The following is a 14,579-nucleotide window of genomic DNA, read 5'->3' on the forward strand; positions in this document are numbered from 1 at the left end:
GCGTGCCGTTGCTCACACGCCGCGTTTGTCGTCCCACACCAAGGTGTGCAGTCTGGTCGTCAGGTTCCAGCCGCGCTCTACCACCGCGTCGGCCAACTCGCTCATGTGCTTTGTGACATCGTCGGCGCTGCGCCCGATCGGCATGATCCATACCGAGGACAGGTCGAAGGCGGCTACCAGCTCGGCCACTTCGTCGAGATCGCGGGTGTTCTGGCAGACGAACTTGAACGTACTTTCCGGCAGCGCCGAAAGATTGGCGAGTGCGGCAGGGACAATCCTGCGCTGCCGGGGGTCGCCCGAGTGCGACAGCTTCGGCGACACGTTGAACCTGACGCCGGCGGCAATGAGTTCGGGGTGTGCGGCGTGCGTCCCGTTGGTCTCGATCTCGATCTCTTTGCCACGTTCGGTCAGTGCCGCCACCAGTGGAATCAGTCGCTCTTGCTGGCCCAGGGGCTCACCGCCGGAGATCACGATCAGTTCGGTGTCGAAGCCGAACAATTCTGCGACCACCTCTTCGACCGGCCGGCGGTGCAGCTCCTTACGCGGATCGTGGGCGACCCCGCCCTCAGCGGCTCCGGTCCAGTCCCACGTGTAGGGCGTATCGCACCACGAGCACGACAGGTTGCACCCGCCGAGTCGCAGGAACGCGCACCTGCGTCCCAAGGACCGGCCCTCGCCCTGGACGGTCGGACCGAAGATTTCGTTCACTACGAGATCCTGCTCCATGGCGCACCGTTTCCTATGAGTGGGACGGCTCGACGGCCGCCGGCTTCTGCGCCTGCACGATGAACCAATGCCGACTCAGCCGGACGCCCTGCTCGACGGACACCGCGGCGACATAGCGATCGAATGCTTCCTTGTCCGCCGCCGAGTCGTAGTTGTCGACGATCGGCACTTGGTGCAGAAAAGTGTCCAGATCTCCCGCCGAGTGGTAGAACTCCTCGAAACGGAACGCCTGGTTTCTCGTCACGACGAAGCCCGCATCGGACAGTTCTTGAGCAATCTCCTCCGACAAGGGCCTGCCGTTCCAGCTGTCGAAGTTCTGGCCGCGACCGAACGACTCCTTCAGCTCGCGTGCGTCCTGCTCCCCGATCCCCATGTACATCACGACCCCACCGGGGCGCAGCACCCGCTCGAACTCATCGGCGATCAGCGGACCGCGGCGGGAGGTGACCACATCGGCGTAGCCATCGGGCAGCCCCGTCCGGGCGGCGTCGCACAGCTCGAACGTGACGTGCGACAGCCCTGCCTCCGCTCGATACCGCGCGGCGCATTCCAGCATCGACGTCGACAGATCTATCCCGGTCACGGCGCCGTACGCCGGAGAGATGCGCAGCAGACTCCGCCCGTCGGCGCAGCCGACATCCAGCAGTCGGGCCTGCGGCGCTCCCAGTGCCGTCGCCAGTTCATCGAAGACGGCGTCCGGGCGGCCGTCGGGGAATACGTCGGTGCTCCGCGCATCGCTCAAATAGCCGCCGAACCGCTCGGCCACCCGGGAGTAGAACTCCGCGTCCATCGTCATCGGCCGTGCACCTTCCCCTGAACCACGGTCGAGGGGAGGCCCTGGTGCGCACACACCGGTTCCCTTCTCTTCCGTGGGAAATCCCTGACACGGTCTACCGCTGCTGTCGCGGGGGGCTTTGTGCCGCGCTGCGATGCGGTTTCCGGGACGCCGAACGCGGCGGGCGTCACCGCGTCCCGGGTCACTACGGTCATTCGGACCACTCCTTGAGGCCGTCCCCTGAAGGGGCGCCGAGGTCGGCAGGACCCAATCTCCGGTGTCGCCCTATCGGCTCGGCATCACGGCGCATCCACGGTGGGAGGGGGACGGGATAAGGCGGTGATAGTGCGGGCATGCGGCGGGGATGGACACCTGGTCCACGCTGGTTTCAACAACGCCCGAACGGATCGCGAAACGGGTTGCGAGGGGAGAGGAACTGAGATGGCCTTCAAGAAATTGCTGCCGGCCACGGGGGCCGGCGTCGTGCTGCACCTGGGCGCGGTTGGACATCAGCGGGGCGTGGAGCAGGGCCCGATCGCCGTGTTGCCGGCCGGTGAGACACCGGCCGACAACACGCCGTGGACGTGACGGACCTGCTGCCTCCTGATATCAGCCGACCGACGTCATCGCCCTGCCCAGGATGGCAACGATGTCAGTCCGTACCGCGGCGGCCCCGCTGTGGTCCAGGATCCGCTCCCGAATCCTGGCCGATCGCGAGTAGTACTGGACGGCCTGTTCCACGCGATGCAGGTGTGCGTTGACCCGGCCGAGGTCGTGCAGCACATACCCCTCTCCGACCAGGTCTCCGCTCGCCACGACCATGGCGAGGACCTCGAGCAGGGTCCGTTCCGCCGCCTCGTACCGCTGCTGGTACATCAGCAGTTGGCCCAGCCGCCGCAGTGTGAGGGCCTGGCCCCGGTCGAAGCCGGCTGACCGGCAGATCCCGAGAGCCTCATCGAGATACGAACGGGTTCGCGCGAAGTCCGCGCGCCGCATCGTGATCTGTGCCATCTCGCCCAGCACGTATGCCCGGCCTATGACGTCCTGCGCCCGCACGAAGTGACGCTCGGCGCACTCGTAGAGGGCCAGCGCCCGATCGTCGTCACCATGGTGCCGCTCGATGCGGGCCAGGTCACGCAGGCACAGGGCTTGGCCGCTCAGCTCCCCGAGCCGCTCGAAGATCTCCAAAGCGGTGCTGAGGTAAGGGCCTGCTGCCTCGTACTCGCCCCGGTAGAGGTGCAGGGTCCCCAACGAGCCGAGTACCGCCGCCCGGCCCCGTTCGTTGCCGGCCTCCTGTACCGCTGTCAGCGCTACCTGATGTGTGCGCTCCCAGAGCTCGGGATAGCCACGGGCCTCGAAGAGCGTCACCAGAGTCGTGGCCAGCTCCCAGCACAACTCGTCCAGCCCGGACCGGGCCGCCAGCTCGACCGCGTTCAACAGGTTGGCCTGCTCGCTCTCCAGCCACCCGAGCGGGTCGCGGAGGCACCGCTGGACATGATCCGCCGGCGGATGCCACCGTTCACCCCGGCCCGCCACGATGGTGTACGCACCACCGTGGATCGCTCTGTGCGCCTCCTCGGCGAGCGCCATCCAGCCACCGACCATACGCCGCACCGCGCCGGCACGTTCTGCCTCGGGAATCTCCGCGGGCAGCCGTTCATGCGCGATCATCCGTACGATCTGCGACAGTCCGCATCGGAACTCCCCACCCTGGTCCATGGCGGTGATGTCGAGGAGCCGCATGTCGATGAGCGGTTCCAGCAGGTCAGCGGGGTGCGGCGTGCGGTCGTCGACAAGGGCGGCACCCAGCCAGCTTGGAATCTCCATCCCGTCGGCCAGACTGAGCAGACACAACAGGCGACGGTCGGCCGCCGCCAAGCCGTCGTAGCTGAGCGAAAGACTTGCCCGGATCGACAGTTCGCCGTGTGCCAGCTCGTCCAACCGGCGTTGCTCGTTCTCCAGCCGGTGCCACATGGAGGTCAGTGACCAGTGCGGGCGCGCGGCCAGCCGCGCGCCGATGATGCGCAGCGCGAGGGGCAACCCGCCCACCAGGCGTATGACAACCCGCGCTGCCTCCCGCTCGCTCTCCACACGGTGCTCTCCAATGATCCTCCCCAGGAGCTGGATGGCCTGCTCCGGGCCCAGCGGCTCCAAGTCGAACCGGCGTGTGCCCGGCAACGCCGTGAGCTGGCCGCGGCTGGTGACCAGCACGCCGCTGCTGCCGGTTCCGGGCAGCAAAGGCATCACCTGCGACTCGCTCACCGCGTCGTCCAGTAACACCAGGATCCGGCGACAGGCCAGCAGGCTGCGGTACATCTCCGCGCGCTCGTCGAGCGCATCGGGGATGGCCTGGCCCGGTACGCCCAACGCGCGGAGGAACCGACCCAACGCCTGGGCAGGGTCAACCGGTTGTCCGCCGGGCCCTCGGAGGTCGCAATAGAGCTGTCCGTCCGGGAAGTACTCGGTGGCGAGTCGGTGCGCCACGTGCCTGGCCAGCGTGCTTTTGCCGACACCAGGTCTGCCCAGCACCAGGACCACGTTCAGTTGCCCCTTTTCCTGTCCCTCGGTGACGGCGTCGCAGACCGCTGAAACGATCGTGTCGTCGGCCACGAGGTCGCCGATGTCGGCGGGAAGTTGCCTTGGGGTGACGACCGGGTCAGGAGCGGCACTACGCACGTGCACCGTCTCGGGGAGCGGCGTCACCACGAGAGGACGCGGTTCGGCCGGTTCGGCCAGTGCCAGGACGGCGTCGTCGGTCAGGATGGCCTGTGCCAAGTCGCGTAGTTCCCTTCCCGGGTCCAGGCCAAGTTCTTCGGTGAGCATCGCGCGGCCCTGGTGGTAGACATCCAGCGCCTCCGCCTGCCGGCCCGAACGGTACAGCGCCACCATGAGGTGCCCCCGCAGCCGCTCACGCAGCGGATGGTCGGCGACAAGCTGCATCAGCTCGCCGACCAGGTGCTCGTGACGTCCCAGCTCCAGCAACAGCCGCATGCAGGTCTCCACCGCTTCCAGGCGGCTCTCGTCCCACTGCGCTGCCGTATTGGCCAGGACTTCGCTGGGTACACCGGCCAGGCACCGCCCGCGCCACAGGCTTGTCGCCGTGCGAAGCGTCTCCACTGCAGGCATCTTCAGACCGTCACGGGCCAGCGCGTGCGCCTCTGTTACCAGGCGACGGAAGGTGCCGACGTCGGTCGCCTCCTCCGGCGCCCTCAGGAGGTAGCCACCGCCACGGGTCTCGATGGTGGCGTCAACTCCCCCGTCCGACAGTGCCTTGCGGAGCCGGGAGATGCAGATCTGTACTTGGGCGCGTGCGGTCTTCGGCGGATGGTGAGCCCAGATGACATCCACCAGACGTGTCGTCGCCACCACCCGGTTCAGTTCGAGCACCAGCGCCCCGAGGACGATCTCTTGACGCCCTGGTGCCACGGATACGGCCGCCAGCTCGCCGCTCACCTCAAGCGGCCCCAGCACCCGGAAGGTAGCTGCTGCCACGCCACTGTCTTCGTAACCTGTGGAGACTGCCATGCATAACCTGCTTCTGTGGTATGAGCCAGGCGATGTCGTCCGGCTTGCAAATGGGACGACTCATATCGACCTGCCTAATAAGCCGTAACCGTTGGCCGCGTCGCCAAGCACCTCCAAGAGCCCGGCTGCCACCGACCGGCGCCCGGTGACGTCCACGAGCCCGCGCGGCGGCTGGAGCCGTGCCGGCCCGGCCGGGACCGGCGCGTGTGCAGCCGGCTTCGACTTGCCGTCCCACGGGTGCCCACCCGCCCTTGCGTTCCGGGGCTGGGCGAACCCCGCCGACGAGGTGTCGTTCATCGAGAATGCTCCGATCAGCGGTGTACCAGGACGTGTGAAGGAAGGAAGGGTGCGGTGTGCGCGGTGGAGGGGACCGAGGTCGTGGTGTACCGCGTCGCCGGCCCGGAGCCTGCGTTCCATGTGCTGTTCCTGCGGGTCCTGCCGTTGACGTGCAGTCCCATGACCGGGTCGGCGGCCGGGTCAGCGGATGGCTGACGGGGCTCCACAACCCGCAGCGCCCGAAGGCGTCCAAGGGGACATACCGGTGGCACTCGGGCTGCTCACCGCGACGGACAGGCCCAGGCGCGCCTTCACCCTGCCCGGGAGAAGTGGTGGCGGTACTGGCCCGGCGTGACGCCCAGGGTGTGTTTGAAACGGCGGTGCAGGGTCTCGGCGAAGCCGAAGCCACAGGCTCGGGCGATCGCGTCGATGGTGGTGTCCGTCGTCTCCAGCAGAGCCCGAGCAGCCTCGACGCGGACGGTCTCCACGTAGGCGGCCGGGGTGAGTCCGGTCTCGGCGCGGAAGACCCGGGTGAAGTTGCGCTCGCTCATACCGGCCCGTTCGGCGAGCACCGGGACGGTCAGGTCGTCAGCGAGGTGGTCGGTGACCCATGCCTGAACGTCCCGCAGCGGCTTACGCGTGGGCGCCTGCGCGGCGAGCTGGGTGCTGAACTGCGCTTGGCCGCCCGGCCGCTGGACGAACATCACCAGCATCCGCGCGACGGCCCGGGAGACCTCGGGCCCGTGGTCCTCCTCGACCATGGCGAGCGCCAGGTCCATCCCCGCCGTGATTCCGGCGGAGGTCCACACCTCACCGTCGTGTACGAAGATCTGGTCCGGGGTGACCGTGACGGCCGGGTGCTCGTGAGCCAGCCGCTCGCAGGCCGCCCAGTGCGTCACCGCGCGCCGTCCGTCGAGCAGCCCGGCCCGCGCGAGCAGGAACGCGCCCGTACACACGGAAGCGACCCGCCGGGCCCGGCCGGCCGCCGCCTTGATCCAGCCGACAAGCTCTTCATCGTCCACCGCCTCCCGGTCGCCCGGTCCACCGACGACCACCAGCGTGTCCAGCGGTCCCTGACACTGCTGGGCGCCACTGCCGGCCGTTACGTCGATCCCGTGACAGGACCGCACCGCTCCGGCCCGGCCCGCGACGATCTCGATGTCATAGCCCTCCCCCTCGGGCACCCACCGTTCGGTCTGCGCGAACACCTCATGCGGTCCCGCCAGATCCAGCACCTGAAACCGTGGGTAGACGAGGAAAACGACGCGCCGTTGTGTCACCGCAGCATCATGGCCCGCCGTGTCATTTGGCAGCAAGGACACAAACATGACGATCTCCGCCATGGGCGTGGTGCCGGGTTCCGCTTTCGATGGGTACGGCTGCAGGCGGCGGGGCGGGTACGGCACGTGACGGCAGGCGCGGGAACGTGACGAGAACGAGCAGACGGTGGCCCACCGTCCGGCGTCGGCCGAAAGGGCGCCGATGGGTGCTGTCACGTCGACCGGTGAGCGAGATGACCTTCGGGTGGGTCCTGGCGGGAGGGACTTGTCGTGGAGAGCGCGTCGCCGTCGTACACGGCCCCGCGCCACCAGGTGGAGACCGTCGCGCACTGCGCGCGGCTGCACTTCCGGTTCCCGCTCGGTTTCCGTCAGGGCGAGGAGGTGGTGCTCCAGCGAGGCGTGACCGTCCCCTGCGGGACCGTGCGCAGCTGGTGCTTGACGTTCGGCCGGGGACGAGAGGCCCAGGGCACCGTGCGGGTGGAACAGTTCGGTGGCGGGAGGACGCCCGCCGGGAATGAGCCTGGCCAACACCGCGGAGATGCGTCGGTGTTCGTCTTCGGAGCGCTTCGACCACGCCGCCACGAGGTACGGCAGACATAACCAGCGAGTCGGCTGACGCCCTGCCACCACATGGGTGTGCACCGCCACGGCATTCCGGGCCAGCGGCACGGCCGTGCCGTCCGCCATACCGGTGTGTGTCGTCCGGATTGAGTTGAGCACCCTGGCCCCTTTCCACGGCCCCCGCCACTTCTGTGAAGTCAGAAGCGGGCGGGAGCTGTCCCTCTCACCCTCATGTGACGCTCGTGACCAGCGCAATCGTGGAGCACCACAACACGGACCACGAGATCGGCTCGCCGGAACCACGACGTTGGGACCGTGATCGCGAATGCGACATCCAGGTTCCGTCGCGCCGATGCGCGATCATGGTGGTTCTTCTCACGGTGTGGGTCATGCCACCAACGTCCGGCGCACTCCGTCCTCGTGAGTGAGGACACTCACGTCGACACAAGGAGGCAGGGATGTCCCGACCGGCATGTGCACCACGGGAGGCGGCACGGCTGTTGGCCACCGCGATCGAGCGCGCCCATGCGGGCACCGGTCGTCTGGTCCTGCTGCGCGGCGCCACCGGCACGGGCCGCACCACGGTCCTGGAGGCCGCCGCCGAGGACGCCGCCGCCCACGGCATGCAGGTGCTGCGCGCTCGCTGCTCCGCCGGCGACTCCGCGATCCCCTTCGCCGCGGTGCAACAACTGTTCTGCCGCGTGCCCGAGTTCGCCGCTCCGGCCTGGGACGCCGAGGAACGGGCGACCGGCGCCGCGCTGCGACGGGTGCTGCGCGCGTACGCCGAGCAGGCACCGCTGCTGATCACCGTGGACGATGTGCACCTGGCCGACCCGGCCTCCCGCCGCTGGCTGGTGGAGTCCGCCCGGCTCATGGACCGGCTGCCGATCGTCCTGGCGGCCACCGAGCGCAGCCAGTACGACGTCGACCCGCCCGCACAGGGACTCGCCCACGGCCTCTCCCCCTCCCTGGTCACCAGCCACACTCTGAACCCGCTGACCGACAACGCGGCGACCGAGGAGGTCCGTTCGGCCTTCCCGGACGCCGACAGCTCCTGGATCAAGGACTGCGTACGGGCCGGCGCGGGCAACCCCCTGCTGCTGCGCGCCCTGCTGGACGACCTCTCCGACGGCAGTCACCCGGTCGTGCCGGACACCTCGGCCGCGCTGTACCCAGGAGCTTTTCCGGCGGCCGTGCAGTGGTGGCTGGACTGCGCCGGGCCGGGTACCGCGGAGGTGGCGCGGACGCTGGCGATCCTGGACGAGGGCTGGGACCACGAGCCCGCCCCCAGCGCGGGGTTCCCCGTCCTGCGCATCCCCTCACTCCTCGCCCAACTCTCCGGCGCCGACCCGGCCCGGGTCGCGGGCTGGATCACCGCGATGACCGGTCTCGGACTGCTGCGCCCCGACAGCATGGGCCGCGCCCGCTACGCCCATCCACTGCTGCGGGACGGGATGCTCACCGGCGTGTCCGCGGCCCGGCGGCGCGTCGTGCACCGGACGGCCGCCGAGGTGATGCTGCACCTCGGTGTCTCCAGCGAGCTTGTCGCCCGTCAACTGCTGCTCACCGACGTGGTGGACGCGCCCTGGGCACTGCCGGTGCTGCAGGACGCCGCTTCACTGGCGTTGCGCGACGGACACATCGAGGACGCGGTGGCTTTCCTGCGCCGCGCCCTGGACGAGCCCCTCTCCGAGGAGGGCAGACAACGCCTGCTGACCGAACTGGGCTCACTGGAGTACGCGGTGCCCGGCTCCTCGGCCGCGATCCTGCGGCTCACCGAGGCGCTGCGGCTGTCGGGGCCGCCGCAGGAACGGGTGCGCGCCGCGGTCGCCCTGGGGACGGCGCTGACCGGCCGTGGCAGGACCCGCGCGGGGGTCGAGGTGCTGCGCTCGCTGTTCGACGGGCTCGCCGACCGTCCCGATCTGGTGCGCATCCTGCGGCAGGCATTTTTGCAACTGTCGGACAAGGAACAGCTGGTGCGGCAGGAGGCGTACAAGCTGCTGTCCGAGGGGGCCGAGCGCGCACCGGAGTCGATCAGCACGACCGGTCACGCGTTCCTGGTGAAATACGCGGTCGCGGCAGGTCTGAGCTCGGCAAAGGAGGCGATGCTGCGCCTGCGCGGTCTGCTGGCCGAACCGGCCGACCCGCTGTCCGAACCGTACCTGCTCGGGTCGGCCGCCGCGGTCGCTCAGTGGGCCGACGAACTCGACGAGGCCGAACGGCTGGTGGAGCGCGGTCTGGCCGGTCAGCGCCCCGACGTCCTGCACCCCATGCACGAGGCTCTCCTCAACACCCAGTTGGACATCGTCGCGGCACGGGCCGACTACACGCGCCTTCTGGCCGACCCGCTGCCCGCCACCCCGAGCCCGACCAACGCCCATGCCCACGCGCTGACGGCACTCGTGGAGACGGACCGCATCGCGGAGGCCGAACGCCTCGCCGATGTCTTCGACTTGCGGACGGCGCCGGAGTCCTGGGAGCTGAACCGGTTCCTGTACGCACGCGGGGTGCTGCGCGCCGCTAACGGTGACATGGTGGGGGCCCTGCACGACTTCCTGGAGTGCGGGCGCCGCCAGTCGGCCCGGGAGATGTTGAGCCCGGTCGTCACCCCGTGGCGCACGGCCGCCGCCGAGTGCCATCTGGCCCTGGGCGTCCCACGGGAGGCGCTCGCCCTGGCCGAGGAGGAGCTGCGCCTGGCCCGGGTGTGGAACACGCCCCGCACGGTGGGCCGGGCACTGCGTGTCCTCGGCACCGCGACCGGTGGGCGCCAGGGTCTGCACCTGGCTCAGGAGGCGGTACGGCTGCTGCGTGGCAGCCCGGCAGGACCGGAGCGCGTGGCGGCGCTGCTGGCCCTGGGCCGTCAGTTGACCGCGTCGGGCGAGTCGTCCCGCGCCCGCGACATCCTGCGGGAGGCGGCCGGGCTCGCCGAACACCTGGGCGCGATACGGCTGCGGGGCCTGGCGGAGGAGGCGCTGCGGGCGGGCGGCGCGCGCCGTCCGGCGACGCGGACCGGTGCCGCCTCGCTCACCGACAGCGAGCGCCGTATCGCCGAACTGGCCGCGGGAGGACGCACCAACGCGGAGATCGCGGATCTGCTGCATCTGGCCCGCCGAACCGTGGAGACCCATCTGACGCACAGCTACCGCAAGTTGGGCATCCAAGGACGCAGCGCCCTGAGCATGGCCCTGACCGGGAGCGACGCTGCGTCCGGGTCCTTGGTCAGCGGCCGGGACACGTAGGGCGGGTACGACACCCACAGACGAAGAACCCGCCGGCAGCCCCCTCCCGCTGAGCCCGTCCGGTGAAGTCACCCGGCGAACCATGCCACCATTCGCCGGACGGGACACCGCCCCCATGCCGCCGGGCGACTGCCAACGGCTGGTGCCGTAGCCCGCCGCTCGCGGCCGAACCGGCCCAGAACGGCCGACAGCGGGGCCAGTGGCACGGAGGCGATGAACCCCAGGCGCAGTCGGCCCGGCTCGCCGCGCGCCGCGCGGCCGGCGTCTACGGTGGCCGCCGTCATCTCCTGAAGCGCCCGCCGCGCCGTACCGCGGATGCCGTGCCTCCGTGACCGAGCCTCAACCTCGGTGATCCCGAGGCGCTGGGCGCCGTACGGATCGACCCACGCCACCCCCGGGACGATCTCGGTCAGCCCAGGAAGCTCAGCCGCACCTGCCGGGTCGGGTTGTCGACGTTGGTGTCGACCAGGCAGATGGACTGCCAGGTGCCGAGGGACAGGCGGCCGCCGAGGACGGGGAGGGTGGCGTGGGGTGGGACGAGGGCGGGGAGGACGTGGTCGCGGCCGTGGCCGGGTGTGCCGTGGCGGTGGCGCCAGCGGTCGTCGGCCGGGAGGAGGTCGTGCAGGGCGGCCAGGAGGTCTTCGTCGCTGCCCGCGCCGGTCTCCAGGATGGCGATGCCGGCGGTGGCGTGCGGGACGAAGAGGTTCAGCAGGCCGTCGCGGCCGTCCGCGGCATCGCGGAGGAAGGTGGCGCATTCGGCGGTGAGGTCGGCGACGGCCTCCGTCGTGCCGGTGGTGATGTCCAGGGTGCGGGAGGTGAATGCGGTGCTCATGGAGCCATCTTCGTACGGCGGGTCGGTTGAGGTCAGCAGGCCCGCGGGCGCCGGTCGCCATGCGGTTTCAATGTTCCGGAAACAAAGGTCCAGCAGCCGAGACGACGTTTGACCCCTCTCGGAGTGCCCCGCTACGTTCTGCCACATGTCCTCCTCAGCTCTTCTCACCACGCGCGGTCACATCGACCTGGTGCGGGTGGCGTCTGCCGCGTGTCGTCGCGGCGTCGCGTGCTGAAGTTCTGACGTTCGCGGCCTGTGAAGCCGTGATTCTTCTTTAGTTCGGGGCTTTTCGGCGTATGCGTGCGCCGGGTTCTCGGTCGACGTTTCTCACGCCCTTTCCCTCCCGGTCGGTGCGGGGCTGAGGGTTGGCGTCGTTTGTCGGGGTCCAGTTTCCCTTTGGGTTGGGTTGGGTTGGCCGGCCCGGGGTTCTTTACTCGTCTGATTTTGTCTTTCTCCCTCCTTTCTGTGTTTGTGGAGTGTTCATGAGTCTCGGTCAGGTCGTGCGTGGCCATGCCCCGCCCGGCGTCGAGGTCGCGCGGGTCGTTCCGGTGTCCGGGCGGCGGCAGGTGGTGCCGCGGTGGGTGCGGCGAACGGCGGGGCCCGTTGCGCTGGTGGTGTTGTGGCAGGTGCTGAGTGCGACCGGGGTGCTGGAGGGGGACATCCTCGCCTCGCCGGGCACCATCGCCGCCACCGCCGGTGACCTGGTGTCCGACGGGACGCTGCCTTCGGCGATGCTGGTTTCGCTGCAACGAGTCGCCGTCGGGCTGGTGTTGGGCGGCGTGGCCGGTGTCGTACTGGCACTCGTGTCGGGACTTTCGCGGCTCGGCGAGGACCTGGTCGACGCGACGGTGCAGATGCTGCGATCGATCCCGTGGGTCGGTGTGATTCCACTTTTCATCATCTGGCTGGGCATCGGGGAAGCACCGAAGATCGCGCTGATTTCGCTCGGTGTGGCTTTTCATCTCTATTTGAATGTTTACGCCGGGATTCGCGGTGTGGATGCGCAGCTGGTCGAGGCCGGCACCTCGCTGGGGCTGAGCCGATGGGGTCTGATCCGGCATGTGGTACTGCCCGGTGCGCTGCCGGGAGCCATGACCGGGCTGCGCTATTCGCTGGCCACCGCATGGCTCGCGCTGGTCTTCGGTGAGCAGGTCAACGCCGATGACGGCCTCGGCTTTCTGATGAATCAGGCCAGGGAATTCTTCCGGACCGATGTGATCGTGGTGTGCCTGGTGGTCTACGCGATCCTCGGGCTCATCGCCGACTTCCTCGTACGCACTCTCGAAAGGCTGCTGCTGCAATGGCGACCGACGTTCACGGGTCAGTGACCGATGAGGAAATCGGTGCGGTGGGGCCGCGGAAGGAGCGGCATGCGGGGAGAAATGCGTCCGGTGCCGCCGTGCAGGTCGACGGGCTGGTACGCACCTTCGGTGGCCGTGCGGTCCTCGACGGGCTGCAACTGGACATTCAGCCGGGCGAGTTCGTGGCGCTGCTGGGGCGTAGCGGCTGCGGGAAGTCGACGCTGCTGAAGGTGCTGGCCGGGCTGGACCGGGAGATCGAGGGCGAGGTGCTGGTGCCGCGCCGCAAGGCCGTGGCGTTCCAGGCGCCCCGGCTGATGCCCTGGAAGCGGGTCTGGCGCAATGTGCTGCTGGGGCTGCCGGGGCATCCCGAACGCGACACCGCGGTACGGGCGTTGGCGGAGGTCGGACTCGATCACCGGGTGGACGCCTGGCCCAAGACGCTCTCCGGCGGTGAGGCCCAACGGGCTTCGCTGGCCCGTGCTCTGGTGCGCGAACCCGATCTGCTCCTGCTCGACGAGCCGTTCGGGGCGCTTGACGCGCTGACCCGGATCAAGGCCCAGCAGCTGGTCGCCGAGCTGTGGCAGGAGCGCGGTTGCGCGGTGCTGCTGGTCACGCACGACGTCGAGGAGGCGCTGCTGCTGGCGGACCGGGCGCTGGTGATGGAGGAAGGCCGGATCGCGTACGGGACGACGGTGGATCTGCCGCGCCCGCGCGAGATCTCCGACCCGGGTTTCGGTGCGCTGCGCGCCCGCCTCCTGGACCGGCTGGGTGTGGCGGCCCCCGCCGCGGCCCGGGCCCAGTCCGCGGCCCCTGCCCACTCCCCCGCCCGCGGTTCTTCCGAAGCCGCGTGACGTCGGCCTTCGAAGCCGCGTGGCGCCGGTCCTCCAAAGCCGTCCGGCGGTGGCCGATCAGTGTCACCGCTTCCCGCACCCCCGCAGTGTCACCCTCACCGCACCCCTCGCAGTGTCACCCTCACCCATCCGCCTCTTCATCCCCGGAACGGACCTCACCGCATGAGACCACCACGCCACATCACCCCGGCCGCCCTGCTGCTCCCGTTCGCTCTTCTGCTGGCCGGCTGCGGTGGTTCGTCGCGGGCCGAGGGGGCCGGTGGGGGGACCGGCAGCGGGACCGACGGCAAGGGGTCGTTGACGCTCAACGTCGGTGACCAGAAGGGCGGTTCGGAGGCCCTGCTGCGGGCCGCCGGCGAGCTGGACGACCTTCCGTACAAGATCAAGTGGTCGACGTTCACCTCGGGGCCGCCGCTGCTGGAAGCCGTGAACGCGGGGGCCGTGGACATCGGTGCGGTCGGCAACACCCCGCCCGTCTTCGCCGCCGCGGCGAAGTCGAAGATCAAGGTGATCGCCGGGGCGCACAGCCGGTCCGACGGCGAGGCGATCCTGGTGAAGAAGGGCTCGCCGCTGAAGAATCCGGCGCAGCTCAAGGGCAAGTCGATCGCGGTCGCGCAGGGCAGTTCGGCCAACTACCAGCTCGTCGCCTCGCTGAAGAAGGCCGGGCTGTCGCCCAAGGACGTCACGCTCAACTACCTCCAGCCGGCCGACGCGCTCGCCGCGTTCACCCGGGGGAAGGTCGACGCCTGGGCGGTGTGGGACCCGTACACGTCGCAGGCGCTGGACCAGGCGGACGCGCGGGTGCTGACCACCGGGCAGGGACTCGTCAACGGTCTGAGCTTCCAGGTCGCCGCGCCCGCCGCCCTGGACGACAAGAAGAAGGCGGCGGCGCTGAAGGACTACACGACGCGGTTGCGGCGGGCGCAGAACTGGGTGTTCAAGCATCCCGGCGTGTGGGCGAAGGCGTGGGCCGAGGAGACCGGGCTGCCGCAGAAGGTGGCACTGGACGCGGTCAAGCGCACCCGGGGGACGGCGGTGACGGTCGCCGTGGACAAGAGGGCCGTCGCCTCCGAGCAGCAGATCGTCGACACCTTCGCGAAGCTGAAGCTGATCCCGCGCACCTTCGACTTCGGGGAGTTCGTCGACCCCCGCTTCAACGGTGACCTGCCGCCTTCCGGCACGGCGCCGCGCACCTACGGAAAGGGTCGGTGAG

Annotated in this window: 11 protein-coding genes and 2 pseudogenes; 6 read left to right on the top strand and 7 right to left on the bottom strand. The window is 69.6% G+C overall.

Going from position 1 to position 14,579, the window contains the following annotated elements; all coding sequences use genetic code 11:
• Positions 1 to 12 precede the first annotated feature (12 nt).
• Both SL103_RS22640 and SL103_RS22645 read right to left on the bottom strand, forming a co-directional pair.
• Entirely contained in the window at positions 13 to 726 is a 714-nt protein-coding gene (locus SL103_RS22640; RefSeq protein ID WP_069570784.1) for a 7-carboxy-7-deazaguanine synthase QueE, read from the bottom strand.
• Between the two features lie 13 nt (positions 727 to 739).
• Positions 740 to 1,522, bottom strand: a complete 783-nt coding sequence (locus SL103_RS22645) for a class I SAM-dependent methyltransferase (protein WP_069570785.1) — start codon at positions 1,520 to 1,522, stop codon at positions 740 to 742.
• 420 nt (positions 1,523 to 1,942) lie between these two features.
• Here SL103_RS22645 and SL103_RS38020 point away from each other — a divergent pair, with 420 nt between their 5' ends.
• The gene (locus tag SL103_RS38020; RefSeq protein WP_164492885.1) at positions 1,943 to 2,089 is read left to right on the top strand and encodes a hypothetical protein; all 147 of its coding nucleotides are present in this window, start codon (positions 1,943 to 1,945) and stop codon (positions 2,087 to 2,089) included.
• A 21-nt stretch (positions 2,090 to 2,110) separates the two neighbouring features.
• Here SL103_RS38020 and SL103_RS22650 read toward each other — a convergent pair whose 3' ends face one another.
• From SL103_RS22650 to SL103_RS39650, 3 genes and pseudogenes are all read right to left on the bottom strand, one after another.
• On the bottom strand, positions 2,111 to 5,026 hold the full coding sequence (locus SL103_RS22650; RefSeq protein ID WP_099055448.1) for an AfsR/SARP family transcriptional regulator: 2,916 nt from the start codon (positions 5,024 to 5,026) through the stop codon (positions 2,111 to 2,113).
• A gap of 587 nt (positions 5,027 to 5,613) precedes the next feature.
• On the bottom strand, positions 5,614 to 6,582 hold the full coding sequence (locus SL103_RS22655) for a GlxA family transcriptional regulator (RefSeq protein WP_244304012.1): 969 nt from the start codon (positions 6,580 to 6,582) through the stop codon (positions 5,614 to 5,616).
• Positions 6,583 to 6,794: 212 nt separating this feature from the next.
• A pseudogene (locus SL103_RS39650) lies at positions 6,795 to 6,926 on the bottom strand (hypothetical protein); the annotation flags it as partial.
• Between the two features lie 675 nt (positions 6,927 to 7,601).
• Here SL103_RS39650 and SL103_RS22665 point away from each other — a divergent pair.
• Positions 7,602 to 10,382, top strand: a complete 2,781-nt coding sequence (locus SL103_RS22665; protein WP_069570788.1) for an AAA family ATPase — start codon at positions 7,602 to 7,604, stop codon at positions 10,380 to 10,382.
• A 155-nt stretch (positions 10,383 to 10,537) separates the two neighbouring features.
• Here SL103_RS22665 and SL103_RS38915 read toward each other — a convergent pair.
• Both SL103_RS38915 and SL103_RS22670 read right to left on the bottom strand, forming a co-directional pair.
• A pseudogene (locus tag SL103_RS38915) lies at positions 10,538 to 10,687 on the bottom strand (LysR family transcriptional regulator); the annotation flags it as partial.
• A 104-nt stretch (positions 10,688 to 10,791) separates the two neighbouring features.
• Positions 10,792 to 11,214 carry a YjbQ family protein gene (locus SL103_RS22670; RefSeq protein ID WP_069570789.1) on the bottom strand — a complete coding sequence of 141 codons (423 nt, stop codon included), beginning with the start codon at positions 11,212 to 11,214 and terminating at the stop codon, positions 10,792 to 10,794.
• Positions 11,215 to 11,359: 145 nt separating this feature from the next.
• On the opposite strand from SL103_RS22670, the gene SL103_RS39655 reads away from it, so the two are divergent.
• The 4 genes from SL103_RS39655 (at position 11,360) to SL103_RS22685 (ending at position 14,578) form a co-directional block, all read left to right on the top strand.
• Positions 11,360 to 11,449 carry a putative leader peptide gene (locus tag SL103_RS39655; protein ID WP_350728802.1) on the top strand — a complete coding sequence of 30 codons (90 nt, stop codon included), beginning with the start codon at positions 11,360 to 11,362 and terminating at the stop codon, positions 11,447 to 11,449.
• A gap of 247 nt (positions 11,450 to 11,696) precedes the next feature.
• Positions 11,697 to 12,542 carry an ABC transporter permease gene (locus SL103_RS22675; protein WP_069570790.1) on the top strand — a complete coding sequence of 282 codons (846 nt, stop codon included), beginning with the start codon at positions 11,697 to 11,699 and terminating at the stop codon, positions 12,540 to 12,542.
• Positions 12,515 to 13,366 (top strand): ABC transporter ATP-binding protein, encoded by an 852-nt coding sequence (locus SL103_RS22680; RefSeq protein WP_244304013.1) that lies wholly within the window; start codon positions 12,515 to 12,517, stop codon positions 13,364 to 13,366. The genes SL103_RS22675 and SL103_RS22680 overlap by 28 nt, the downstream gene beginning before the upstream one ends.
• 162 nt (positions 13,367 to 13,528) lie before the next feature.
• Positions 13,529 to 14,578, top strand: coding sequence for an ABC transporter substrate-binding protein (locus SL103_RS22685; protein ID WP_069570792.1), 1,050 nt, complete (start codon positions 13,529 to 13,531; stop codon positions 14,576 to 14,578).
• Position 14,579: the final 1 nt, after the last annotated feature.

The organism is Streptomyces lydicus (assembly GCF_001729485.1).
Classification (GTDB): domain Bacteria; phylum Actinomycetota; class Actinomycetes; order Streptomycetales; family Streptomycetaceae; genus Streptomyces; species Streptomyces lydicus_D.